This is a genomic window from Pantoea rwandensis (assembly GCF_002095475.1).
GTDB classification, from domain to species: Bacteria; Pseudomonadota; Gammaproteobacteria; order Enterobacterales; family Enterobacteriaceae; genus Pantoea; species Pantoea rwandensis.
Genome location: NZ_MLFR01000024.1, coordinates 14,780 through 38,456, shown reverse-complemented (window position 1 = coordinate 38,456; position 23,677 = coordinate 14,780). Strand labels below are relative to the sequence as shown.

The following is a 23,677-nucleotide window of genomic DNA, read 5'->3' as shown; positions in this document are numbered from 1 at the left end:
TATCAGGAGTAATCCATGGCGAATTTGCCAGACAAAGAGAAACTCGTGCGCAACTTTAACCGTTGCGCAAACTGGGAAGAGAAGTACCTCTACATCATTGAGCTCGGAGCGAAATTACCAGAATCCTCTGAAAGCTTACAGCAGCCAAAGTATGTGATTTCAGGTTGCCAGAGCCAGGTGTGGATCAGGATGACCCCGCAAGCGGATGGCTCCATCGCCTTTGAAGGTGACAGTGATGCCGCTATTGTTAAAGGTTTGATTGCCGTCGTGTTTAGCCTGTATCAAGGGCTGAAATCACAAGAAATTCTCGACCTGAACGTCGGTCACTGGTTTGGCGAATTAGCGCTGACCCAGCATCTCACACCGACACGTTCGCAAGGATTGGAAGCGATGATTCGCGCGATCCGTCATAACGCTCAAAGCCTCAGCTAAGATACACTCTCCAGACCCCGGCATGACCGGGGTCCGTTCCATCCGACAAAGAGAAAATTGCATGAAACCAGCGTTACGTTTAGCCGGTGCATTGCTGTTGTCCTGCTTCGGGCTTTCTGCACCTGCATTTGCTACGGAATATCCCCTGCCAGCCGATAACAGCCGTTTAATTGGCGAGAACACCCTGACCACTGTCCCAGACGACAAACGGCCCTTAGAGAGCATTGCATCGCACTATAAGATTGGCATGCTGGGCATGTTAGAGGCGAATCCAGGTGTGGACCCTTGGTTACCTAAAGCCGGTACGCAGTTAACCGTCCCGTTGCAGATGCTGCTGCCGGATGCCCCGCGAGAGGGCATCGTGATAAACCTTGCGGAACTGCGCCTGTATTACTATCCGAAAGGTGAAAATCGCGTGGTGGTGTATCCGATCGGTATAGGCCAATTAGGCGCCGCAACACCGAGTATGGTTACCAGCATCAGCCAGAAGATCCCCAATCCTACCTGGACACCCACCGTCAATATCCGTAAACGATATGCCAAAGAGGGCATTACCTTGCCTGGCGTGGTGCCAGCAGGTCCGGATAACCCAATGGGGCTGTTTGCCATGCGTTTGGCGCGCGGTACCGGGCAGTATCTGATACATGGCACCAACGCTGATTTCGGTATTGGCATGCGCGTCAGTTCCGGTTGCATACGTTTGCGTCCCGATGACATTGAAGCGCTGTTCAACAGCGTGCCCAAGGGAACGCGAGTACAGATTATTAATGAGCCGATCAAATATGCAGTGGAGCCGGATGGAAAACGCTACGTAGAGGTGCATCAGCCGCTTTCACGAAATGATAAAGACGATCCACAGACCATGCCGATTGCGTTGACGGCAAAATCGAAGGCGTTCATCAATAGTCAGAAAAGCGACACCGCACTGATTAAAGAAGTCATTGCGCGTCGTTCTGGGATGCCTGTGCTGGTCAGCAGTGGCGAGCCGGTTAATGAGGAGACCACGTTACCTGCCGTGCTGCAAACGCAGCAGAATGGGGCACAGGTGGGACAAGCGACAATTAGCCAGGCAATGGGCGAAGCTGCCGCAAAACCTTAATTCAGGGGCCAAATTCAGGACAAAAAAAATGGTGCCACATGGGCACCATTTTTCAAACCAGAACTCTTACTTACGGTAAGAGTGAGCCTGGTTGTCCAGACGCTGGTTAGCGCGAGCTGCGTCATCTTTAGCAGCCTGAACGTCAGAACGGATTGCGTTCACGTCGTTGCTCAGCTGGTCAACTTTAGCGTTCAGAGTCTGAACGTCTGAAGACAGCTGGTCAATTTTAGCGTTGCTTGAGCAACCAGCCAGCAGAGTTGAACCCAGAATTACCGCGCCCAGTACCAGTTTAGTACGATTCATTATTAATACCCTCTAGAATTGAGTTAATCTCCATGTAGCGTTACAAGTATTACACAAAGCTTTTTGAGTTGAGAATAAATTTTTGATGAGAACATGCTTAAATTTGATCGTTCGCTCAAAGAAACAGCGTTTCGCAGAAGATGATGAAAATATTTAGCTAAAACAGAGAGATTTAATCGGACTAACCTTAATTGTGCGGGATATTGAATAGTTATTATCGATTGGAAAATTCTGGATTTTGTATTAGCGCAGGAATAAAAAAAGCGCCAAAAAAAGGCGCTTTTAAATAAAACTTCAGCTAAAAATCAGATTAGGTGGACAGATGCCGTGTTGGTCGTGCCACTTGGAACCAATGCACCCGATACCATCACCACAACGTCGCCTTTCTGCGCATAGCCACTTTCCAGTGCCATTTCTTTACCAATACGGTAGAAATCATCCGTAGAAGCAATTTCGGTCACCAGACGTGTCTCAACGCCTTTGCTCAGAATTAGCTGGCGTGCGGTGGTCGCATTGGTGGTCAGCGCTAAAATGGTGGCATCCGGGAAGTACTTACGAATGGCTTTCGCTGACTTTCCGCCTTCGGTCGCCACAACAATTAATGGTGCTTCCAGTTTTTCTGCGGTCTCTACTGCACCGCGGCACACCGCTTCAGTGATGCGCAATTTGCGTGAGTCTTGCAGTTCATCGATACGTGACTTCATCACGCGGTCGGTGCGCTCACAGATGGTCGCCATGATGGTGACAGATTCAAGTGGGTATTTACCCTTGGCACTCTCACCAGACAGCATCACTGCATCCGTACCGTCCAGGATGGCGTTCGCCACATCGCCAGCTTCGGCACGGGTAGGTCGCGGGTTTTTGATCATTGAATCGAGCATCTGCGTAGCGGTAATCACCACTTTGCGCGCTTTATTACACTTCTTGATCATCATCTTCTGCGCGAAGATCACTTCTTCAACCGGGATTTCAACACCCAAGTCGCCGCGCGCAACCATGATGCCGTCAGAGGCTTCAAGGATTTCGTCGAAGTTATTCAGGCCTTCCTGGTTCTCGATTTTGGAGATGATCTGAATATGCTCACCGCCATGTGCTTTCAGGTGTTCACGAATTTCCAGCACATCAGAACGTTTGCGGATGAACGAAGCCGCAACGAAATCGACGCCTTGTTCACAACCGAAAATCAGGTCGCGTTTATCTTTTTCGGCCAGTGCTGGCAGCTGGATAGAAACACCTGGCAGGTTAACACCTTTGTTTTCGCCCAGGTCACCGTTGTTCAGTACGTTACATACGACAGTGTTTTCAGTCACTTCAGTAACCTGCATACCAATCAGGCCATCATCGACCAACACGGTGTTGCCGATTTTCAGGTCTTCGGTGAAACCTGCATAGGTAACAGCAACACGTTCGCTGTTACCAATCACTGATTGATCGGTGGTGAAAGTGAAAGTCTGACCGGCTTTCAGTGAAACATCGTTGCCGCCTTCCAGTTTCATGGTGCGAATTTCAGGACCTTTGGTGTCCAGCAGAATCGCGGCCTGACGACCGGTTTTTTCCATGACGGCACGCATGTTAGTGATGCGCTGACCATGTTCGGCGTAATCCCCGTGAGAGAAGTTCAGGCGCATGACGTTCATGCCCGCTTCCAGCAGTTGAGTCAGCATCTCTTCAGATTCGGTTTTCGGACCGATAGTACAAACAATCTTGGTCTTTTTCATGTCAGGTTTTCTGTAAGTTGTGATGGATGATAGAGGTCGGGATTCGCCGCGCTTGGCAGCGAAGTGAAAATGTGTGTGGTGTTGGTTTGGATCGTACAGAAGTAAGAATAGGTGACAGAGACTAAGCGTGCAGAGAAGTTATGCAGTACGCGAGGGAACTGGCAGAGCAGTGTTGCGCAAATCATTTGAGTTGTTTGCATAGGCACGTTAGCGCTGAAACCTTTCAGGTGGACAACGCGGCATAGTATAGACGCTAAGTATGCGAAAACCAATATAAAAGCTAAGAGAGAAAACGATTCAGATCAAGGAAAGAGGTGTTGCGCAAAGAGAGAGAAAACTAAGAGTGGTGCGCTCTAATGGACTCGAACCATCGACCCCCACCATGTCAAGGTGGTGCTCTAACCAACTGAGCTAAGAGCGCAACATGCTGTCAGGGCGACAGCGGGGACGAATATTAACGGCAGGTTGCGATGCTGGCAAGGGAAAAAATGAAATTCCCTGACGACTGACCAGCATCTGTGCGACCCGCTGTTTTTTTAGGCATCGCAGGGCCGAATATCGGCCCATTCAGCCACTTAGCGCGCGGCGCGCGACAAAATGATTTGTGCAGGCAGACGTTGCAGACGGCAAATGCGCCAAATCATCATGACGGCAGCCGATGTCAAACCGACAATAAATCCGCACCAGAAACCTGCTGGGCCAAGTTCAGGCACGATCCAATCCGTCAGCGCCAGGATATAACCCACCGGCAATCCCAACACCCAATAAGCAATAAAGGTGATAAAGAAGATCGAGCGTGTGTCTTTGTAGCCACGCAAAATCCCGCTGCCTATCACCTGGATTGAGTCTGAGAACTGGTAAATTGCGGCCAAGAGCATTAACTGCGCTGCCAGCGTGATGACCTCTGGATTAGTGGTGTAAAGCGCGGCGATATGTTCACGGAACGTCACGGTAAATATTGCCGTGATCGCAGCCATACTGATGCCAACGCCTTGGCCGGTCCAGGCCGCCACGCGAGCTTGCTCGGCAGAACCTTGTCCAAGACGATAACCCACACGTATGGTTGTGGCCACGCCAAGCGATAAAGGCAAGACAAACATCAGTGAGCTGAAGTTAAGGGCAATCTGGTGGCCAGCGACTTTGACGATACCCAGTGGAGAAACCAACAGCGCGACAACCGCAAACAGAGTCACTTCAAAGAACAGAGCCAATGCCACCGGCAGTCCTAAAGTGAACAGTCGTGAAAGAATCACACGTGAAGGTGCTGACCAACGAGTCGTCATTTTGATATCTCGCATGCTGGCCATGCGCTTCACCCAAAAACGCATCACGATAAACATCACCCAGTACACAGAGGCGGTCGCAACACCGCAACCGACACCGCCAAGAGCGGGCATACCGAAATGACCATAAATGAAGACATAGTTCAGTGGGATGTTGACCATCAGTCCAAGGAAGCCCAGCAGCATGGCAGGTTTGGTTTTTGACAGACCTTCACACTGGTTGCGCGAAACCTGGAAGAACAGATAACCCGGTGCGCCCCAGAGTAACGCGTGCAGGTAACCCTCGGCTTTAGCGGCCAATTGCGGATCAATATCATGCATGGCATGAATCAGATAACCCGCGTTCCACAGCACCACCATGATCAGTAACGCCACTGCCAGCGCCAGCCAATAGCCTTGGCGCACCTGTTCTGCGATGCGTTCGCGTCGGCCTGAACCGTTGAGTTGCGCAACGGTGGGCGTCAAAGCCAGTAGGAGACCATGGCCAAAGAGGATGGCGGGAAGCCAGATAGAGGTGCCGACAGCAACGGCGGCCATATCCGTGGCGCTTACCGCACCGGCCATAATGGTATCCACAAACCCCATCGCTGTCTGAGCCACCTGAGCAAGGATGACCGGGATCGCGAGGGCCAGCAATTGACGCGCTTCTGTTAAATACTTCTGCACGTAACACCTGCTTATAAGATGAAGAGAGTGGGGGAAATCCCCATAGAATGCGCGGCATAGTGTAGCGGGCGCGTTGCGTTACACCAAACTTTGATCGCATTTTATAAAGCTATTTGTGTAAAGTTTGAACTCCGGCAAATTAAACGCTGCCGAGTAAGCTGTGATAAACTGGCACAAACTTCACTAAGGCTGAAATTATGTTTACTGGAATTGTGCAGGGCACGGCCGAAATTATTGCCGTTGAAGAAAAAAAACTGTTTCGCACCCACATTGTACGCTTACCGGAAGAGCTATTACCGGGGTTGGCATTGGGCGCATCCGTTGCGCACAACGGCTGCTGCCTGACCGTCACTGCCATTGAAGGCGATTGTGTTAGCTTTGATCTGATTAAAGAAACGCTACGCATCACCAACCTCGGAGAATTAAAGGTGGGTGATGTGGTGAATATTGAGCGCGCCGCTAAATTTAGCGACGAAATTGGCGGTCATTTAATGTCCGGCCATATTATGACCACCGCTGAAATTTGCAAAATTATTCAGTCAGAAAATAACCGTGAAGTATGGTTTAAATTGCAGGATGCGTCGCAAATCAAATATATCCTGCATAAAGGCTTTGTCGGTATTGATGGCATCAGTCTGACGGTGGGGGATGTGACCAAAAGCAAATTCTGTGTACATCTCATTCCCGAAACGCTGGAGCGCACCACATTAGGCGCGAAAAAACTGGGCCATAAAGTCAATATCGAGATCGATCCGCATACGCAGGCGATTGTGGAGACCGTTGAACGCGTGCTGGCACAACGTGAAGCCGCTGCCGTTGCCGCCATCGCACACGCGGATGATGCAGAATAAGAGCCATAAAAAAGGCGCCGCTGGCGCCTTTGTTCATCAGTTTAGGGGTTAACGGGCAACCCGTAATCCACCCTCTTTACCACGCTAAACACCACCTGCCAAAGCTGTATATCACGCGCGCGGAATGCACCTGCACAGGCATTAAGATAATAAGAGAACATGCGTTTAAAGCGGTCACCGTACTTCTCTGAAAGTTGCGGCCACGCTTCCAGGAAGCGTTCATGCCAGGCCATCAAGGTCGTGTCATAATCGGCCCCGATGTTATGCCAGTCTTCCATAATAAAATGCTTTTCACTGGCATCTGCAATCTGGCGCACCGAAGGTAGGCACCCGTTAGGGAAGATATATTTATCAATCCATGGGTCGACGTTCATATCGGTGGTGATGGCACCAATGGTATGCAGTAAAAATATGCCTTCGGGTTTGAGGTTGCGGTCGGCAACATCAAAGTAAGTGGCATAGTTTTTCGGCCCCACATGCTCAAACATACCCACAGAGACGATTCGATCAAATTGCAAATTCAGATCGCGATAGTCCTGGAGCAGAATGGTGACATCAAGACCTTCACAACGCTGTTGTGCCATTTTCTGCTGCTCTGCCGAAATAGTGACGCCATGAACCTTAACGCCATAATTGCGTGCGGCAAATTCCGCGAGCCCACCCCAACCGCAACCAATGTCGAGCAGTGTCATGCCCGGCTCTAGCTGCAGTTTGCGGCAAATCATATCCAGTTTATCGTGTTGCGCCTGTTCCAACGTCTTAGCGTCTTTCCAATAGCCGCAGGAATATTGCATGGAGGGATCAAGCATCAGCGAAAAAAGGTCGTTACCGAGGTCGTAATGTTCTTTGCCAACAATCCAGGCTCTTTTCTTCGATTGCAGATTGGTCAAACGCGCTGCGGCGATACGCAATGTGTCTTTAAAATGACGAGGGAGTTGTTTATCCAGGTGTTGTTTGAGAACGCGATGGAAAAACATATCCATTTGCTCGCAATCCCACCAACCATCCATATAACTTTCACCTAAGCCGAGCGATCCTTCCTGCAGGACGCGCTTAAAAAAGTCTGGATTTTTTACCTGAATATCCCAGGGGCGTGTGCCATTGATAGCAACATCAGCGCGTTCCAGTAATTCGTTGACGATGCGAAACCAGTGGTTTTCTTCAAGGCTCACTTCTTCTATACACGATGAACTCATAGCTTCTCCATCACCTTTCCGATTCAAACCTGAGAAAAGAATAGTCAATTTCTCCAGGCCTGTGAGAGAACTCACGGTAAATCCGTGCGCCATATATCCGACGTTTTACAGAGGTATGAATCTGAATAGAAATGTCTGGCACAAATCAGGAGTGGAAGATCGTGCAGACGCCATCCCAACGACAAAGTCGCTTAAAGTTGATGCAATTATGTTATTGATTTGTTACAGAAATGCTGACCCACTGAGTATATGCTCACGTGGGTCAATATTCAACGAGTTATCGTTAGTTTGCTAACGAAAGTCATTTCGTCAGTGATTATCTTCGCAAGGATGGGAGTTGTGAGCAATATCACTTTGTGCGCTTAAGTTGCGCTGCCAGATGAAGCCCGCCCAAGCAAGCACCACGGTGGCGACCATGACCAAAGTCGTGTTATACAGCGCCTGCTGTAAGCCAGCGGAGACGATCAAACTGGCGATAAAGCACAAGCCAAGTTGAAGGAGATTCTGCAATCCTGCTGCTTTACCCGTAGCATGTGGGAAGGGTGCTAATGCGCTGGAAACCACGATGGGATAAATAGCACCATTTGCCAGCGCCATACCGCAGAAAGGGAGAAGTAGCGCAGCGAGCGAAGGCTCAGACGTCATTGCCACGACAAACAAGCTCAAAATACTCAGGCTATAAAGCACCAAGAGCCAGGGCAAGAGCTGCGCACCTTGATAACGATCAAGTAGTGCGCGGCAGCCAAACCCACCGATTAAGAACGCGATAGTTTGCGGAATGTAACTCAAACCGATATCCGCAGGCGTTAACCCCGCAGAAGCCAGGATAAATGGCGACCCGGTAAGCCAGGCAAAAAAACTGGCCGAACAGGCTGAGTAGATCAACACGTTGCCGCTGTAGAGACGATTAGCCAGTACATTCAGCCAACCAGGTTGCGCACTCAATTTGGTAATTTCATTTTTTGGATTGGACAGCTGCAGGGTGCCGATCAAGAGTAGAACCGCGATGAGGGTCAGCACGATAAAAATGCTGCGCCAATGGAAATGCCCCATCAGCCATGCCCCGAGCAGAGGGGCTAAAGCGGGCGAGAGCGCCACCAAGGGCATAATCGTGGCGAAGACTTTATTGGCCTGTGCTTTTGGGTAACGATCCACCACCAGCGCTTGCCAACTTACGGCCGCGGCGCAGACACCGATAGCCTGCACGAAGCGTAGTGCCAGCATCATTTTGACGTCCGTCACCCACAACATCCCCAAACATCCCAAAGCAAAGATGGCTAAACCGGCCAGCAAAATGGGTTTGCGTCCAAAGCGATCCGATAATGGTCCCCAGAACACCTGCGCACAGGCGAATCCACCCAAAAACAAACTCAGACTAGCGCTGATGGTGCCAGGTGAGGTGGCGAAATCGCGTTGCATATCGCCAAACGCGGGCAAGTACATATCGGTGGCAAGGAAGCCGAGCATACTCAGCACGGCCAGATAGGGCATAAATCCTTTTGACGACAACATAATTTTTCTCATAGGTACAGTGAACGCCAGGGAGTGTAAAAGAGTGCGTCACGCTTTGTGAAACGCTAATATTTGAGGTCTGCTGTTAAAATTTTTGAAGGCAAAATCATGTGGTCTGAATATGCGCTTGAAGTGGTGGATGCAGTGGCTCGCAGTGGCAGTTTTAGTGCCGCCGCGCAGGAACTACACCGCGTGCCTTCTGCGGTCAGCTATACCGTACGTCAGTTAGAGACCTGGCTAGCCGTTCCGCTGTTTGAGCGCCAGCATCGGGAAGTTGTATTAACCCCCGCAGGCGAGCATTTTGTGCGGGAAGGGCGGTCTGTTATCAAAAAAATGCTGGCAACACGTAGGCAGTGTCAGCAACTGGCCAATGGCTGGCGGGGACAACTCAGTATTGCCGTGGATTGCATTGTGAAACCGCAGCGAACGCGTCAGCTGGTAAAGGATTTTTATCGCCACTTCCCGGATATGGAGCTGATCATCAGTTATGAAGTGTTCAACGGCGTGTGGGATGCACTGGCAGATGGGCGCGTTGATGTCGCTATCGGTGCAACACAGGCGATTCCGGTCGGCGGGCGTTTTGCGTTTCAGGACATGGGCGCCCTAAACTGGCGTTGCGTTGTGAGTCCCGATCATCCCTTGGTGGGCAGCAAAGCATTGGATGATGAGACCTTGCGCGCTTGGCCGTCACTGGTATTAGAAGATACGTCACGTGCGCTTCCGCGACGTATGACCTGGACGCTGGATAATCAGCGGCGTTTAGTGGTGCCGGAATGGGAAACCGGGATAGATTGCCTGCAAGCCGGTTTATGCGTAGGCATGGTGCCGGGGCATTTAGCACGACCCTTGCTGGACAAGGGAATGTTAGTTGAACTGACGCTTCCGCAGCCGTTTCCAGAGAGCCCCTGCTGCGTCAGTTGGTCAGAACAGCGTGCTTCACCGGCGCTCACGTGGTTGCTGGCTTACCTTGGGGATGCCGAAACGCTGAACCATGAATGGCTCAGCGAAAATAGGACTTAGCGGCGGTAGTCGCGGAAAGGACCATCGGTTACCGAGCGGCGCTCTATCAATGTTGGCTGCACTTCGATAGTTTGCGGCTCTTCACGCTTGCTGGTAATACGATCCAACAGCATCTCGAGTGCTTTTTCACCTAACTGTGCTTTTGGCTGGTGCACGGTGGTCAGTGCGGGTGTGAAGTAACGCGCGTTGCGCACGTTATCGTAGCCAATCACTGAAATGTCCTGCGGTACGCGTAAGCCCATTTCATCGGCCGCGCAAATTGCCCCCATTGCCATAATGTCACCGCCGCAGAATACGGCGGTGGGCCGCTGTTTCTGGTTGAGAATCTGCTGCATAGCCTGATAACCGGACTCAGGTTCAAAGTCACCTTGCACGATCCACTCTGAGCGCACAGTGATTCCGGCTTCATTCATCGCCTGCATAAACCCAGCATGGCGACCACCACCCGTGTTGCGCTCCATCTGGCCCGGAATAGCGCCGATATCACGATGACCACGTTCGATCAGGTAACGTCCCGCCAGATAGCCGCCGTGGAAAGCGTTATCCTGCACGGTATCGGTGAAATCACCGCGCGAAGCGCCCCAATCCATCACCACCATAGGGATATTACGGTTCTCTTCCAGCATCTGCAGGAGGTCATCGGGATATTCAGAACACATCACCAACAGACCATCTACGCGCTTCTGCGCCATCATGGAGAGATAAGCCCGCTGTTTCTGCAAATCGTTATGCGCGTTACCAAGAATCAACGTATAGCCACGCTCGAAACAGTGGTTCTCAACCGCTTCAATGATTTCGGCAAAGTAGGGTGCTTCGCTGGAGGTCGCCAATAAACCCAGTGTCTTGGTGTGATTCACTTTTAAGCTTCGCGCGACAGCGCTGGGGGAATAGTGCAATTCTTTAATTGCTTCCCAGACGGCGTTACGCGTCTCTTCTGCGACAAAACGCGTTTTGTTGATGACATGCGAAACCGTGGTGGTAGAGACACCAGCGCGCTTTGCTACATCTTTAATTGTTGCCATGAAAAAGGTACTCCCCGGCTTATCGCAACGTACTGATAAGTATATGGTTAAACGTTTGCGTCTGCGAAGGTTTTTGCGCCCGAAAATGCGGGTCAATACTGCCTGTTCAGGCAGAGAAAATCACTTCAGCAGGCTGTAAATACAGCATGCGCAAAATCGGTTGCGCAACGAAAGGCGGCGATTCTAGCAAGCTGGCGCGGATAACACGAGATTTTTGCCTAGCGCTGTGCGAAAATTGTTTTAACCACAATAAGTGTGTGACTAAGGAGCAGTGATGAGTACAGACATGAAGCTGGCGCTAATGACCACGGTTGGCGCACTGTTAATGATTGTCGCTTTTAGCTTTACGGCCATTCTTCATTAATAAAAATGGCATAAAAAAAGCCGGAGCTGATTCAGCGTCCGGCTTTTTTATGTGTTGCGCAACAACTAGCGAATGGTTTTTGGTGTCATCATGCGGCGTGCGCCGACATAGTGTTTTTGCCAATAATCTTCACCTAAAGCGCTAATCTGGATATCTTTGCCGGTGCGTGGCGACTGAATAAATTTGCCATCGCCAAGATAAACTCCAACATGGTCAGCTGCACCGCGATTGTTAATGCGGAAAAACACCAGATCCCCTTTCTCCAGCATTTGACGCTTGATGGGTGCCGCATCGTGCAAGTGATACATTTCATTCGCGGTGCGCGGGAATTTATATTTGACCAAATCTTTGTAGGCGTACCACACCAAGCCACTGCAATCGAATCCTGTATTCGGTGAGGTGCCGCCCCACTGATAAGGTTTACCCAGTTGTCCCATCAATTTATTCATCGCAGTAGCACGTGCCTTTTGATAACGCTGGCGGTGCGATTTGCTCATTCTGATGCCAGTTAATTCCTGGGTTTCATCATCCAACTCAGGCAACTTTTTTGCTAAACGTTGATGGCCGTACTTTTTAGCTGGGGATTTCAGCAGGCTTTTTTTGCGGGTGGTTTTGTGTAACGCAGTCTCAGTTTTAGTTTGTTTTTTCAGCTTCAGTTTCTGCACTGTCTTGTGCACGGACGACAGGCGAGACTTCTTAGCCGTTGTTTTAACCGGGCGTCGCTTGCGGCGCTCATCTTCACGCGCACCTTTTTTCTCAGCATTGTGCAAACTGGCATTAACGGGTGCATGCGGTGACGCAGAAGCCACATTAAAGAACAGTTGGGCGAAAGCCAGTATGAAAAGCGTAATCAGTAAACGCATAGTCCGGTTACAAGTTAAGCAGTCTGGTAGAGAAACAGGCTGCGGCTAAGTAAGAGAAATCTGATCAACGATCAGCGCCGAAGCAATTCTAATCCACTTTTTTTCTAAAAGGTAAGGCCTTTTTCTATTAATCTGTTACTCGACTTTTTTTGCCGTGAAAATGAGCGATTTCAGCTGGTTAACGCAGCGTAATTATTGCTAATTATTAATTTATTCATGCTTGCTAATGATATGAAAATGTTATTTAAGGCGACTGGACTTAACAAACATGGCGATCGGCATAACGTGAACGCAAAATCCCGTTTTCAGTGCGGGCCTGAAGTCGCTACAATAAACAAACACGAAGTGAAGCATTAAGGAAGGCAATAATGAGTACTGTTGAAAAAATTCAGCGCCAGATCGCAGAAAATCCGATCCTGCTGTATATGAAAGGTTCGCCGAAACTGCCAAGCTGCGGTTTCTCTGCCCAGGCTGTGCAGGCACTCTCTGCCTGTGGTGAGCGCTTCGCGTATGTGGATATCCTGCAGAACCCGGATATCCGTGCAGAACTGCCAAAAATCGCTAACTGGCCAACGTTCCCGCAACTGTGGGTTGATGGTGAGCTGGTGGGCGGATGCGATATCATCGTTGAGATGTTCCAGCGTGGTGAATTGCAGCCGCTGTTAAAAGAAACCGCTGAGAAATACAAAGAAGCGGAATAATTGCGAAGGCCGACATCTGTCGGCCTTTTCTTTGGTCATCAATCAAGATGATGCGTCGTCTTCTTCCGTCTGTTCATCAGTGAACGCTAACGGCCAGCCGCCTAATCGTTTCCAGCGATTCACCAACTCACAAAACAGCGTAGCCGTTTGCTCGGTGTCATACAGCGCTGAGTGTGCCTGGGTACTATCAAAATCCATTCCCGCCGCTTTACACGCCTTGGCGAGCACGGTCTGACCGAGAACCAACCCGCTCAATGCTGCCGTATCAAAGGTGGCAAACGGATGAAACGGATTGCGTTTCAGGCTGGCGCGCTCAGCGGCCGCCATGACGAAATTCAGATCGAATGTCGCGTTGTGCGCCACAATAATGGCGCGATTACAGCCATGATCTTTGGTGCCTTTGCGCACCATTTTAAAGATGGCATGTAGCGCTTCATATTCACTCACGGCACCGCGCAATGGGTTGGTAGGGTCGATGCCGGTAAAAGCCAGTGCTGCGGGATTAAGAATCGCGCCTTCGAACGGTTCCACATGAAAGTGCAGCGTCTCATCACGGTGTAGCCAACCGTCCTCATCCATCTTGAGCGTGGTGGCCGCAATTTCCAGCAGCGCATCAGTTTGAGCATTGAAACCGGCGGTTTCGACATCAATAACCACAGGATAAAAACCACGGAAACGTTGATGGAGAGCGTTTAAGGCGTTCGAATCAGACATCAGGATCTCATAGCTAGAAATGGGGCAGCGCGCATTATGGCAAAAATTACGGAAGGGTGCAGCAGGAGAGGGAAGTCAGCCTGCAAATTAGCAGGCTGACAAACGGCATTAATTGCCGAGGCCGTGACCGGCGTGTTTGTTTTCAATCAGCTCGATTTTATAGCCATCAGGATCTTCCACAAACGCAATAATGGTGGTGCCACCCTTAACCGGACCCGCTTCACGGGTGACGTTGCCGCCAATACTGCGGATACGTTCACAGGTTTCCGCGACGTTATCTACGCCCAGCGCGATGTGACCATAAGCATTGCCCAGATCGTATTTCTCGACACCCCAGTTATAGGTCAGCTCAATCACTGCACCTTCACTCTCTTCGGTGTAGCCCACAAATGCCAGGGTGTATTTGTATTCGGTATTTTCGCTCTGACGCAGTACGCGCATGCCCAGCACACGGGTATAAAAGTCGATTGAACGCTGCAGATCGCCAACGCGTAACATGGTATGAAGTAAACGCATAACATCCTCTTTTTAAAAGTCATCAGGGAATGACAAAGACTATCAAGTATAGCCAGTTAACGCCCTTAAGAAACAGCACTGCCGCACATCCGGTGCGGCAGTCTCTTATTACAGGGTTGGATAATCGGTGTAGCCTTCAGCGCCGCCACCGTAGAAGCTTTCCGGACGCTGTGGATTCAACGGTGCGTCTTGCTGTAAACGCGCCACCAAATCCGGGTTGGCGATGAAGTCACGGCCAAAGGCCACCGCATCGATCAGCCCTCGTGCAATCAGATCATCCGCTTTCTCAACAGTATAAGCACCGGCACCAATGATCACACCAGGGAAGATAGCACGCACTTTCTCACGGAAAGCATCGCTATAAGGCTGACCGCCGGCCCAGTCAGGTTCGGACAGGTGCAGGTAAGCAATCCCGCGTTTGCCCAATTCCGCGATGTACCACAGTGCGGCTTCCTCTTCATCTGGGCCATTTTCAAGATTCTGGAACGCCCCAATCGGCGATACACGAATACCGATACGATCGGCTGACCAATTTGCAATGGCGGCATCCACCACTTCCAGCGCAAAACGGCCACGCTTCTGGATGGAACCACCGTATTCATCGGTACGCTGGTTGGAACCTGGTGCCAGGAACTGATGCATCAGATAGCCGTGCGCGGAGTGCAGTTCCAGTAAATCAAAATTCGCATCGCGTGCATTGGCTGCGGCCTGGCCGAAATCTTTCACAATTTGCTGGATCTCGTCCACGCTCAGTTCACGTGGCAAGGACGTATCTTCACGATACACGCTGCCATCAGCGGCACGCAGCGAGGTGCGTGTACCGGCTACCAGCGCTGAAGGCGCGACGGGCGCTTTGCCTTCTGGCTGCACGGTGTGATGTGAAATGCGTCCGGTGTGCCATAACTGCACGGCGCTATGACCCTGAGCAGCATGAATGCTCTCGTTGATCAGTTTCCATGCGGCGATTTGATCAGGGGTATGCAACCCTGGCGCACCCGCATAACCTTTCGCCTGGAAAGAGATTTGCGTTGCTTCGGTGATGATCAGACCGGCACTGGCGCGTTGCTGATAATACTCTGCCATCAGCGGAGTAGGGATATCGCCCGGCTCAATGCTACGCAGACGCGTGAGTGGGGCCATAAATACGCGGTTTGGTACGGTAATCGCACCCACTTTAAGCGGGGAGAACAGTTGTTTACTCGCCATGATGACTCCTGTAATAGACCGGTCGTCTAGAAACTAAGGTTTTTAAAAATCAGTGGCCACTTAGCCACTGTTCGATGGTTTCGAGTGCCAGACTGATAGGGCCTGGCTCACGGGAAATTTTGCTCTGCAAACTGGCACCCAGCCATAACAAATAACAGCGTTGTGCAAGTTGTTGCGGTGTTTGCCCAAAGGGTAAATCTTGCTCAGCGGCCATTTCGGTAAGACAGTGCGCATAGGCCGCTATCATGGCCGATGCACCATGCTGTAACGCATCGCGCATCGGTTCCGACAGGTCACACACTTCTGCCGACAGTTTCACGCCGAGACAACCGACAATGTGACCCTGCTCGATAAACAGCGTTTCACCATAACGGAAATGGTTGAGCAATCGTGCACGCGCAGAAAGCCCCGGCTGGTTAAGCTGCTGTTCAATCTGCTCGAGATAATGGCTGAAGTAGCGCTCCAGGAGCGCCACACCAAAGGCTTCTTTCGAACGAAAGTAATGGTAAAACGAGCCTTTCGGCACTTCCGCCAGCGCCAGCATCTCGCTCAGGCCCATTCCGGTAAAACCGCGTTGCAGGCAAACCTGCTCGCCAGTAGCGAGCAGATGTTCACGGGTTTCGTTGCGTTGCACAGTCTTGTTCATGGCGAGCAGAATATTAGACCGGTCGGTCTAATGCAAATACTAGGCGGCATTTTGGCACGATCTGATCATATCCAATTGAGGTTGATATTCCTGTGTCTGGACATTGAATAGACCTAAAACCGTATGGAAAAGATTATCTTGCGACACTTTTTCTTTTGCTGCTTGCTGACGCAAACAGGTCTCATCAATGTGATAAGCGGCGGCATAGCCCGACGACATCCACATCAGCAGGGGGATGTGAGTCTGCTGCGAAGGAGCAAACACATAAGGCGCACCGTGCAAATACATCCCATGTTCACCCAGTGACTCACCATGATCGGAGAGATAGATCAGCGCCACATTGAAACGATCACTTAACGCTTTCAGCTTATCAATGGTGCGACTTACCATGTCGTCGGTGTACAACAGCGAGTTATCGTAAGTATTCACCAGTGCCTGATGATCACAGTCTTGAATCTGATTGCTGTCACAGGTCGGTGTGAAACGACGGAAAGATGCGGGATAGCGCTGGTAGTACGCCGGACCGTGGCTGCCCATCTGATGCAGCACGATAATTCCGTCATTGTGCAGGCTATCCACGTAGTTATCGAAACGGTGAAGCAGCACATCATCAAGACAGAAGCCATCATGACAATATTGAGGCAATTTCCATTGCGTCATATCCGTATGCGGCACACGGTCGCAGGCACCTTTACAGCCACCATCATTCTCACGCCACAACACACTGACGCCAGCGTGTGCCAGGATGTCCAGCACACCTTCCTGATGATGGGCCAGATTGGCATCATAATGTTCACGCGGCATATTGGAGAACATGCAGGGCACGGAAATGGCGGTCTCGGTGCCACATGAACTGGTATCGGGATAATAGATAACCTGCTGTTTTCTCAGTTCGGGATTCGTTTCACGGGCATAACCGCCCAGTGAAAAGTTCTCTGCACGCCCCGTTTCTCCCACCACTAATACCACCAGCGTTTTCTTCTGCTCAGTGCTGATCAGCGGGCCTTTTTTCGCATCCTGGCCGATTTTGACCAACGCCTGGCTACCTTGCAAGTAACGTTCGTCAACGTAGTGCCCGGTGCCACTCACGATATTGGCGGGCGTGATCATTTTGACCAATCCTTTGTTATTACGGATCAGCGAAGCGTAATCTTTATAAAACAGCACGGCCATCAGCAGAATGAGCAAAATAGCCCCCAGCGCGCCTGCTAAGCGCTGTAGCAGACTCCACCACCAGCGCTGTCCGGTTTTAATGCGCACCAAAAAAATCACCGCAACGGGCACGATGCCCATCAGAACCATCCACGCCACATAGCTGCTGCTGACCAGTGCCCCTGCTTCTTGCGCATCCGACTCAAACACGTTTTGAATCATGTTGGTGTCGATAACCGTGCCAAAGCTATGCATGAAATAGTTAGCGGCAGCACTCGCCAACACCAACACAATCAGCAACGGTTTGCGGACATAGGGCCAGGCCAGCAGTGAAAAGATCAAATAGAAAGCAGCGGCTAGTACCACTGGGATACTGGCCGCGAATAAATAGTCATGCAAACGATCGTAGGGGATAATTTCCCATGCGCGTAGCAAGAACAAGGCATTGAGTATTAAGGTAAAAAACAGGGCGGCAATCAGATTAAAGCTACTGGTATGGCACTGGAGTCTAATCGGCAATTTCATGAAAGCTCAATAACTGGGTGGAATGTGACAATCGTATGAATTCAATATGAGGAAAACCTTAACACTTGCTAAACACTAGCAATTCAGCGGATTAGAAAGGGATATGATTGGTAAAAATACATGACTGAAGTGCTGGGTGGGTGAAATTCAGGCAAATTGCGTATAGGCTTTGAACAATGTCACGAAGCTGTTATCAATAAGAAGCTTGTTGTTAAACCCGGAGTTGATGTGGCCGAACAATTAGAGTTTTTCCCGGTTCCCAGCCCATGTCGCGGCATTTGTCAGAGTGACGCTCGCGGTTATTGTCGCGGTTGCCTACGTAGCCGGGAGGAACGTTTTAACTGGATGAAATTCACCGATGCACAAAAGCGTGATGTATTGCGTTTGTGCCGCCAGCGTTGGCTACGGCTACATCGGCAGCAAAAAGTCGATGAGAATCATGATCCAGAACAGCCGTCGCTGTTTTAAGAAAACGACGATTTGTCTTTCCGTTATACTCCCGGTTTCGGATTTGCGTTCAAGGGAGTTTAACGATGTTACAACCGCAAACTATCGCTCCGCAGGGCCCCTCTTTTTCACCATTGATTGTGGGTTACTGGCGTTTGCTCGAGTGGGGGATGACACCGCAACAGCTTGTCGTCTTTATCGAACATCATTTGTCACTTGGTATTAGCACTGTCGATCATGCCGATATTTATGGCGATTATGGCTGTGAGGCCGCATTTGGCGATGCGTTGCGTCTGGCACCGGCATTGCGTGAAAAACTGCAAATTGTCACCAAATGCGGTATTGCCACGCGTGCTAAACCCGAGCATCAGATCGGGCATTACATTACCGAAGCCAGCCACATCCTGCACAGTGCCGAAAACTCTTTACGCCATTTCAGCACCGATTATCTCGATCTGTTATTGATTCACCGTCCAGACCCTTTGATGGATGCTGATGAGATAGCAGAAGCCTTTATGGCGCTGCATCAAAGTGGAAAAGTGCGTCATTTTGGTGTGTCTAACTTCACGCCAACTCAGTTTACACTGCTGCAGTCGCGTCTGCCCTTTAGCCTCGTCACCAATCAACTGGAGATTTCTCCGCTTGAGCAGTCCAGTATTCTCGACGGCACACTTGACCAGTGCCAGCAGGTACGCATGCGACCGATGGCGTGGTCATGTCTTGGGGGCGGGCGTTTGTTTAATGATCCGCACTACCAACCCTTGCGTGATGAACTTGAGCAGGTTAAGCAGGAAATCGGGGCCAGCAGCATTGAACAGGTGGTGTATGCATGGATTATGAAGTTGCCTAGCCGACCATTGCCAATTATCGGTTCAGGTAAAACCACACGCGTCACAGAAGCCGTAGGTGCCTGCCAGCTCACGCTAAATCGCCAGCAGTGGTTCCGTATTCGCAAAGAGGCGCTCGGTTATGATGTGCCCTGAAGCGTAAAACAACGTCAAATTACGGCAGCCTGGCGTTTTCCTGTCCAGGCTTACAAGGCATTTCAACCGTAAGGAGACGTTATGAAGAGAATCCTGATTGCCGCAGTAGCATTGGCCACTGCCTTGGGGGCGCAGGCCGCCTCTGAAGAGGTGACATTGCATCAGGTCACGGCGCAAGGTATTGGTGCCTCGATTGGCAAAGTGACCATCAGTGAGACGCCGTATGGTCTGCAATTCGCACCCGCATTGAGCGGGCTCAAACCGGGTGTTCACGGCTTCCATGTGCATGCCAAAGGCAGTTGTGAACCCGGCACCTCGGATGGCAAAACTGTCGCGGCGGGTGCGGCAGGGGGGCATCTTGATCCGCAAAATACCGGCAAACATCTTGGGCCCTACGCCGATGGACACTTAGGTGATCTGCCTGCTATTTATGTGACTGATGAGGGTAAAGCCGATTATCCCGTCGTCGCACCGCGCATTAAATCGCTGAGTGAAGTTAAGGGTAAGGCGTTGATGGTGCATGTCGGTGGCGATAATCATGCCGACCATCCACAACCGCTGGGCGGGGGTGGCGCGCGTTTTGCCTGTGGTGTGATTTGATCTTACAGGCGGCAGGATGTTCTGCCGCCTGTCTCTTGCCGATGAAAAATTCTGACCCACTTTCCCGCTACACTCCGCACGCTATCCATCCTATGATGTTGATTCAGGAATAGAACCTTTCAGGGGCCGGAATGAAAGCGCGTGGGATTTTGCTGTTATGTTTTATGTTGGCAGGATGCGATCAACCTAACGATACGCAGCTCAGATTAGATGCCAGCCGGCAACTGCAGCGCACCATCGATACCAATCCACTGCGCGCCAGTTGTGAAAGTATTGCGCGAGGCCGCGAATGGCTCACGCAGCGCACGGTTGAACAGTTGGAAGCCAAGGGTTGCCAGAATGTACTGCGCAGTGCCACTGAAACCAACTTCACTCACAGCGAAACGTTCCACCGGGCTCTCACCACGGTGTGCGGTGGCATTGAGGGTAAAAGCTTTACCGGCACGATGATCAATCGCCGCTTCATTTACTCATCAGAAGAGAAAGCGCTGGTGATTGAACCGATGACCGATCAGGACAAAACGCGCTTTGAAGGGCAGAAAACCTTACAGCAGTTGCAAGACGATTTTAACCGTCAAATGACGCAGTACTGCCAATAATCAATCGGGTACGGCCTGACTCAATTGTGCCAGTGAGCAGCGCAGCCGCCACAGGATACCTGCGAGGGTGTTGGTTTCACTGTCTGGCTGAAGCTGTAGTTGCGCAATCATCGCCTCCAGCTCGTCGAGAGTCGCCTGCAGTGAAGCATGGCGTACACCACGCAGGCTCATGATGCGTTGCAGATCTTGCAAGCTGCTGTCGCGCACTTGTGCCAGAGTGGCTGAGGCTGGCTGCCAATCGCGCAGTTGCCAGACGATATGTGAACAGTTAAGGAGTACTACCCCCCAACGCAGTAGCCAAACCCGCGCCTGCTCATCGCGGCTTTGACTCAATTGGCTGATGTGGTGATAAATCTGCGATTCAAAATGGCTCTCGCTCAATCGTGGATGACGACGCAATTGATCCAGAAAGGCATGGCGTAACGCACGAATATGACGACGGCTGCGGCGTGCATCGGAGCTCGGACGTAAAACCTGAAAGGCCATCCACGCCAGCAATACACCACACACTTTCGCCAGATTCTCATTGAGAAAGCTTTGGTAATCCCAGTCTGGCGGATTCGTCACGGCGATAAACGACCCCATAAAAACGATAAATTGGCCCCACATACCCGCGCGTGTCTTCTGCTGCAGCTTAAACAGTTGCAAAGTGAGCAGGAGAGGGAACAACAGCAGCATAAATTGCCAAAGCGCACTGATTTGCACCATCAACCCATACTGCAGCAGGAAGCTAAACACAGAGAGCCACAACAGCGTTTTCAGCAATAATGACACGCTGCCGCTGGGTGAGGGGGCAGATGAGTAAAGCACACAGGCAATTGCAGTGAGAGTCAGTGCGGCGGCACCGGCGTCCCATTGCGTTCCAATCCAGAACGCACAGCCCAGCATGATCACGCTAAAAGTGCGCAACGCGCTCCAACTGGCTTCAGCACTGTCGCTTTCTCGTGCCAGTGAAGGTGCATACGGCGGTTGAAAACGGGTATCTGCATCTGCGCGCTCAATCAGGCGAATCCAGCGATTCACATTCAAATAGACCCAACAGAAATAGCGCAAACGCTGAACAAAGGCGCGTTGTCGAAAATCCCCGGTGGCTTCAGGGGTCACGCTGCGCAAAATCAGTGCCAGACGATATTTGTCACATTGCGGCTGCGCCAGTTCATGCAGTAGCTGCTGAATGGCGTGATAGAGCGCTGGCGGCGCATCTGGCCAGTTAAGCAACATGCGACGCAGACTGGATAGGACGCTGGTTAGACGTAACTGCTGATGCAACACATAGTTCAACACATTGTTCTGACGGCGATAGCGATAATGGCTCCAGAAGGCCTGGATACGAAGCAGGTTCATCGTAAGAATCTGGCTAATGACATTCTCATGTGCCGTGCGCACGTTGTCTGTGCTGCTCTGCTGTAGCAGCAGTACTGCATGGTCGAGCAGGCGCGCGTGCATCTGTCGCAGCGACGTCATTAAGGTGCTGCCATCCGAGGTGCTGGGTAAAATCATCATCATTAACCCGGCGCAAAGAATGCCTGAAATGACCTCGCACACGCGTGCCTGGGTGATGTCCCACAACTGCGTTACATCCGTAATGTTCACGCTGCTGAAGGCGATGATCGCAGCGGTATAACCCGCCAGTGAAAAAGCGTAGGCCACGTTGTTTTGATAGTGGTTAGCAATCCAGGTGCAGAATGCCAGCCAACCGGCCATGAAGAAGGCAAACAGCCAAGGTTCATTCAGCGTATGACCCGCAATCAACAGCGCAGCGGTGGCACCCAGCAGGCTGCCCACGATGCGGCCAAGACTTTTGCTGATGGCACCGCCAACGGTTGGAAAGCTCACCACTGCCGCGGAGGTCATGGCCCAGTAGGGCTCATCGAGTTGCAGCGCATAGGCGATGGTCAGCGCCAGACACATCGCGATAGCGTTGCGCAACGCATAACGCCATTGTGAACCGGTTGCTTTCACCCACGGCAGGTTTTGCCATGCTAACCACTGCAGGTTCATCCTGACCTCAATGCGCGATAGTAATGGTGCAGGTGGTACCCGCCACCAGCGGGACATCATCGGGTATGGCGTCTAAGCGAATCCGCACCGGCACGCGCTGAGCTAAACGTACCCAAGGCACATTGGGTTTGATATCGGGAACCAGTCCGCCGTCCGTTGACACGCTTTGGTCGTAAATTGCCCGGCCAATACTCTCTACTTTGCCCTGCAGCCGGGTGCCATTGCTGTACAGCACAATCTGCGCGTCTGCGCCGGGGCGGATATGGCGCAGCTTGGTCTCCTCAAAGTAACCCATCACATAATATGAGTGGCTATCCACCAGCGCGAACAACGGTGTGCCGGCAGTGGCGTAATTGCCTGGACGAAGTGTCAGGTTGCTGATCCAACCGTCAGTGGGGGCGGTAATCGTGGTTTGTTGTAGATTCCAGCGAGCCTGGTCAAGGCCGGCCTGCGCCGCTTTGGTGGTGGCGACGGCAGCGTTAGCGGTGAGTCGCGCGGCATCCATATCCTCGGCGGAGATCACGTTACGCGGCAAACTGGCGCGGCGGTTGGCCTCGTGTTGCGCCTTAGCCAGATCGGATTGTGCTTTAGCCAACTGTGCATCCGCGTTATCAAGGGCAATTTGCCAAGGCACCGGATCGATCTTTAATAAGGTGTCGCCTTTATGCACAAACTGGTTATCCCGCACCGCCAACTCAATGATACGGCCAGAGACTTCAGGCGTGATATCGACCAGCTCTGCACGGATTTTGCCATCACGTGTCCACGGCGACTGCATGTAATAGTTCCACATCCACCATCCTGCAATCAGGGCCAAGGCAAACACCACCAAAGTGGAAAAGTATTTAAATGGGTTGAATTTCATGATGATTTATCCGAGGCTCAGTAACCACAGTGCGCCAGTGACGCACAAAACAAACAGGGAAAGATCCATCAGCGTGGGGTGCCAGATGTCACCGGAGTAGATCCAGCCGCGTAGCAATGGGTGAATCAGCAACCAGAAAAAGAACCCCAGCAGCACCGCTTTAAACAGGGGTGGAAAGAACAGTGAGGCACCGAAAACCAAGTCGGTAAGCGGAGCGGTGGCGGAAAGTGTGGTTATCGACACGTGTCATCATCCTTCATTATCCCAGGTCGCCTCACGAGAGCGTAGTAGAGTGAGGATGCCGTCGAGCCTGAGATTTGTAATTTGTCCTGTAAACTCGCAGAATAGTGTAGAATCTGGCAAGATAGCTAGCAAGCTAATTATAAGGAGATG

24 protein-coding genes, 1 tRNA gene and 1 pseudogene are annotated in these 23,677 nt (G+C 51.2%); 10 read left to right on the top strand and 16 right to left on the bottom strand.

All coding sequences use genetic code 11. The features are described 5' to 3' along the window. Positions 1-15 precede the first annotated feature (15 nt). The gene (gene sufE / locus HA51_RS19560) at positions 16-432 is read left to right on the top strand and encodes a cysteine desulfuration protein SufE (RefSeq protein WP_084936250.1); all 417 of its coding nucleotides are present in this window, start codon (positions 16-18) and stop codon (positions 430-432) included. 61 nt (positions 433-493) lie between these two features. After that, positions 494-1,531 carry a L,D-transpeptidase family protein gene (locus tag HA51_RS19555; protein WP_084936249.1) on the top strand — a complete coding sequence of 346 codons (1,038 nt, stop codon included), beginning with the start codon at positions 494-496 and terminating at the stop codon, positions 1,529-1,531. A 66-nt stretch (positions 1,532-1,597) separates the two neighbouring features. On the opposite strand, the gene HA51_RS19550 is transcribed toward HA51_RS19555, so the two are convergent. The 4 genes from HA51_RS19550 to HA51_RS19535 all read right to left on the bottom strand — a co-directional run bounded on the left by HA51_RS19550 (position 1,598) and on the right by HA51_RS19535 (position 5,501). Beyond that, on the bottom strand, positions 1,598-1,834 hold the full coding sequence (locus tag HA51_RS19550) for a major outer membrane lipoprotein (RefSeq protein ID WP_007374746.1): 237 nt from the start codon (positions 1,832-1,834) through the stop codon (positions 1,598-1,600). Positions 1,835-2,139: 305 nt separating this feature from the next. Next, positions 2,140-3,552, bottom strand: coding sequence for a pyruvate kinase PykF (gene pykF, locus HA51_RS19545; protein WP_084936248.1), 1,413 nt, complete (start codon positions 3,550-3,552; stop codon positions 2,140-2,142). Positions 3,553-3,896: 344 nt separating this feature from the next. Further along, positions 3,897-3,973, bottom strand: a tRNA-Val gene (locus tag HA51_RS19540). A 154-nt stretch (positions 3,974-4,127) separates the two neighbouring features. Further along, positions 4,128-5,501, bottom strand: a complete 1,374-nt coding sequence (locus HA51_RS19535; protein ID WP_084936247.1) for an MATE family efflux transporter — start codon at positions 5,499-5,501, stop codon at positions 4,128-4,130. A gap of 197 nt (positions 5,502-5,698) precedes the next feature. Between HA51_RS19535 and HA51_RS19530 the strand changes: the two genes are divergently transcribed. Beyond that, the gene (locus HA51_RS19530; RefSeq protein WP_084936246.1) at positions 5,699-6,352 is read left to right on the top strand and encodes a riboflavin synthase subunit alpha; all 654 of its coding nucleotides are present in this window, start codon (positions 5,699-5,701) and stop codon (positions 6,350-6,352) included. Between the two features lie 48 nt (positions 6,353-6,400). On the opposite strand, the pseudogene cfa reads toward HA51_RS19530, so the two are convergent. Both cfa and punC read right to left on the bottom strand, forming a co-directional pair. Then, a pseudogene (gene cfa, locus HA51_RS19525) lies at positions 6,401-7,548 on the bottom strand (cyclopropane fatty acyl phospholipid synthase). Between the two features lie 309 nt (positions 7,549-7,857). Beyond that, positions 7,858-9,060 carry a purine nucleoside transporter PunC gene (punC, locus tag HA51_RS19520; protein WP_084936245.1) on the bottom strand — a complete coding sequence of 401 codons (1,203 nt, stop codon included), beginning with the start codon at positions 9,058-9,060 and terminating at the stop codon, positions 7,858-7,860. Positions 9,061-9,168: 108 nt separating this feature from the next. On the opposite strand from punC, the gene punR reads away from it, so the two are divergent. Then, positions 9,169-10,080 (top strand): DNA-binding transcriptional activator PunR, encoded by a 912-nt coding sequence (gene punR / locus HA51_RS19515; RefSeq protein ID WP_084936244.1) that lies wholly within the window; start codon positions 9,169-9,171, stop codon positions 10,078-10,080. On the opposite strand, the gene purR is transcribed toward punR, so the two are convergent. Beyond that, the gene (gene purR / locus HA51_RS19510; protein ID WP_084936243.1) at positions 10,077-11,102 is read right to left on the bottom strand and encodes an HTH-type transcriptional repressor PurR; all 1,026 of its coding nucleotides are present in this window, start codon (positions 11,100-11,102) and stop codon (positions 10,077-10,079) included. The two genes, punR and purR, sit on opposite strands and share 4 nt — an antisense overlap. Positions 11,103-11,376: 274 nt before the next feature. On the opposite strand from purR, the gene cydH reads away from it, so the two are divergent. Beyond that, a complete protein-coding gene (cydH, locus tag HA51_RS26990) occupies positions 11,377-11,466 on the top strand; it encodes a cytochrome bd-I oxidase subunit CydH (RefSeq protein WP_139810706.1) in 90 nt (29 codons plus the stop codon). Between the two features lie 65 nt (positions 11,467-11,531). Here cydH and HA51_RS19505 read toward each other — a convergent pair whose 3' ends face one another. Continuing rightward, positions 11,532-12,329: a C40 family peptidase gene (locus tag HA51_RS19505; protein ID WP_084936242.1), complete on the bottom strand. Its 798-nt coding sequence runs from the start codon at positions 12,327-12,329 to the stop codon at positions 11,532-11,534. Positions 12,330-12,694: 365 nt separating this feature from the next. On the opposite strand from HA51_RS19505, the gene HA51_RS19500 reads away from it, so the two are divergent. After that, the gene (locus HA51_RS19500; protein WP_197063369.1) at positions 12,695-13,030 is read left to right on the top strand and encodes a Grx4 family monothiol glutaredoxin; all 336 of its coding nucleotides are present in this window, start codon (positions 12,695-12,697) and stop codon (positions 13,028-13,030) included. 42 nt (positions 13,031-13,072) lie between these two features. Here HA51_RS19500 and rnt read toward each other — a convergent pair whose 3' ends face one another. The 5 genes from rnt to eptA form a co-directional block, all read right to left on the bottom strand. Next, on the bottom strand, positions 13,073-13,744 hold the full coding sequence (rnt, locus tag HA51_RS19495; protein ID WP_084936241.1) for a ribonuclease T: 672 nt from the start codon (positions 13,742-13,744) through the stop codon (positions 13,073-13,075). 108 nt (positions 13,745-13,852) lie between these two features. Continuing rightward, positions 13,853-14,260: a lactoylglutathione lyase gene (gloA, locus tag HA51_RS19490; protein WP_084936240.1), complete on the bottom strand. Its 408-nt coding sequence runs from the start codon at positions 14,258-14,260 to the stop codon at positions 13,853-13,855. Positions 14,261-14,368: 108 nt separating this feature from the next. After that, on the bottom strand, positions 14,369-15,466 hold the full coding sequence (nemA, locus tag HA51_RS19485) for an alkene reductase (protein ID WP_084936239.1): 1,098 nt from the start codon (positions 15,464-15,466) through the stop codon (positions 14,369-14,371). A gap of 49 nt (positions 15,467-15,515) precedes the next feature. Then, positions 15,516-16,112, bottom strand: a complete 597-nt coding sequence (locus tag HA51_RS19480; RefSeq protein WP_084936238.1) for a TetR/AcrR family transcriptional regulator — start codon at positions 16,110-16,112, stop codon at positions 15,516-15,518. Positions 16,113-16,151: 39 nt separating this feature from the next. Then, positions 16,152-17,789, bottom strand: a complete 1,638-nt coding sequence (gene eptA / locus HA51_RS19475; protein WP_084936237.1) for a phosphoethanolamine transferase EptA — start codon at positions 17,787-17,789, stop codon at positions 16,152-16,154. Between the two features lie 228 nt (positions 17,790-18,017). Between eptA and HA51_RS19470 the strand changes: the two genes are divergently transcribed. The 4 genes from HA51_RS19470 (at position 18,018) to HA51_RS19455 (ending at position 20,418) form a co-directional block, all read left to right on the top strand. Then, a complete protein-coding gene (locus HA51_RS19470) occupies positions 18,018-18,257 on the top strand; it encodes a DUF1289 domain-containing protein (protein ID WP_034821614.1) in 240 nt (79 codons plus the stop codon). A 65-nt stretch (positions 18,258-18,322) separates the two neighbouring features. After that, positions 18,323-19,219 (top strand): aldo/keto reductase, encoded by an 897-nt coding sequence (locus tag HA51_RS19465; RefSeq protein ID WP_084936236.1) that lies wholly within the window; start codon positions 18,323-18,325, stop codon positions 19,217-19,219. 81 nt (positions 19,220-19,300) lie between these two features. After that, positions 19,301-19,819 (top strand): superoxide dismutase family protein, encoded by a 519-nt coding sequence (gene sodC / locus HA51_RS19460; RefSeq protein WP_084936235.1) that lies wholly within the window; start codon positions 19,301-19,303, stop codon positions 19,817-19,819. Positions 19,820-19,950: 131 nt separating this feature from the next. Then, positions 19,951-20,418, top strand: coding sequence for a hypothetical protein (locus tag HA51_RS19455; RefSeq protein ID WP_084936234.1), 468 nt, complete (start codon positions 19,951-19,953; stop codon positions 20,416-20,418). On the opposite strand, the gene HA51_RS19450 is transcribed toward HA51_RS19455, so the two are convergent. From HA51_RS19450 to HA51_RS19440, 3 genes are read right to left on the bottom strand one after another with little or no spacing between them, the layout of a single operon-like run. Then, complete coding sequence (locus HA51_RS19450) at positions 20,419-22,419, bottom strand: FUSC family protein (RefSeq protein ID WP_084936233.1); 2,001 nt, start codon at positions 22,417-22,419, stop codon at positions 20,419-20,421. Positions 22,420-22,426: 7 nt separating this feature from the next. Next, positions 22,427-23,284, bottom strand: coding sequence for an efflux RND transporter periplasmic adaptor subunit (locus HA51_RS19445; RefSeq protein WP_084936232.1), 858 nt, complete (start codon positions 23,282-23,284; stop codon positions 22,427-22,429). Between the two features lie 6 nt (positions 23,285-23,290). Next, a complete protein-coding gene (locus tag HA51_RS19440) occupies positions 23,291-23,527 on the bottom strand; it encodes a DUF1656 domain-containing protein (protein WP_084936231.1) in 237 nt (78 codons plus the stop codon). Between the last annotated feature and the right edge of the window lie 150 nt (positions 23,528-23,677).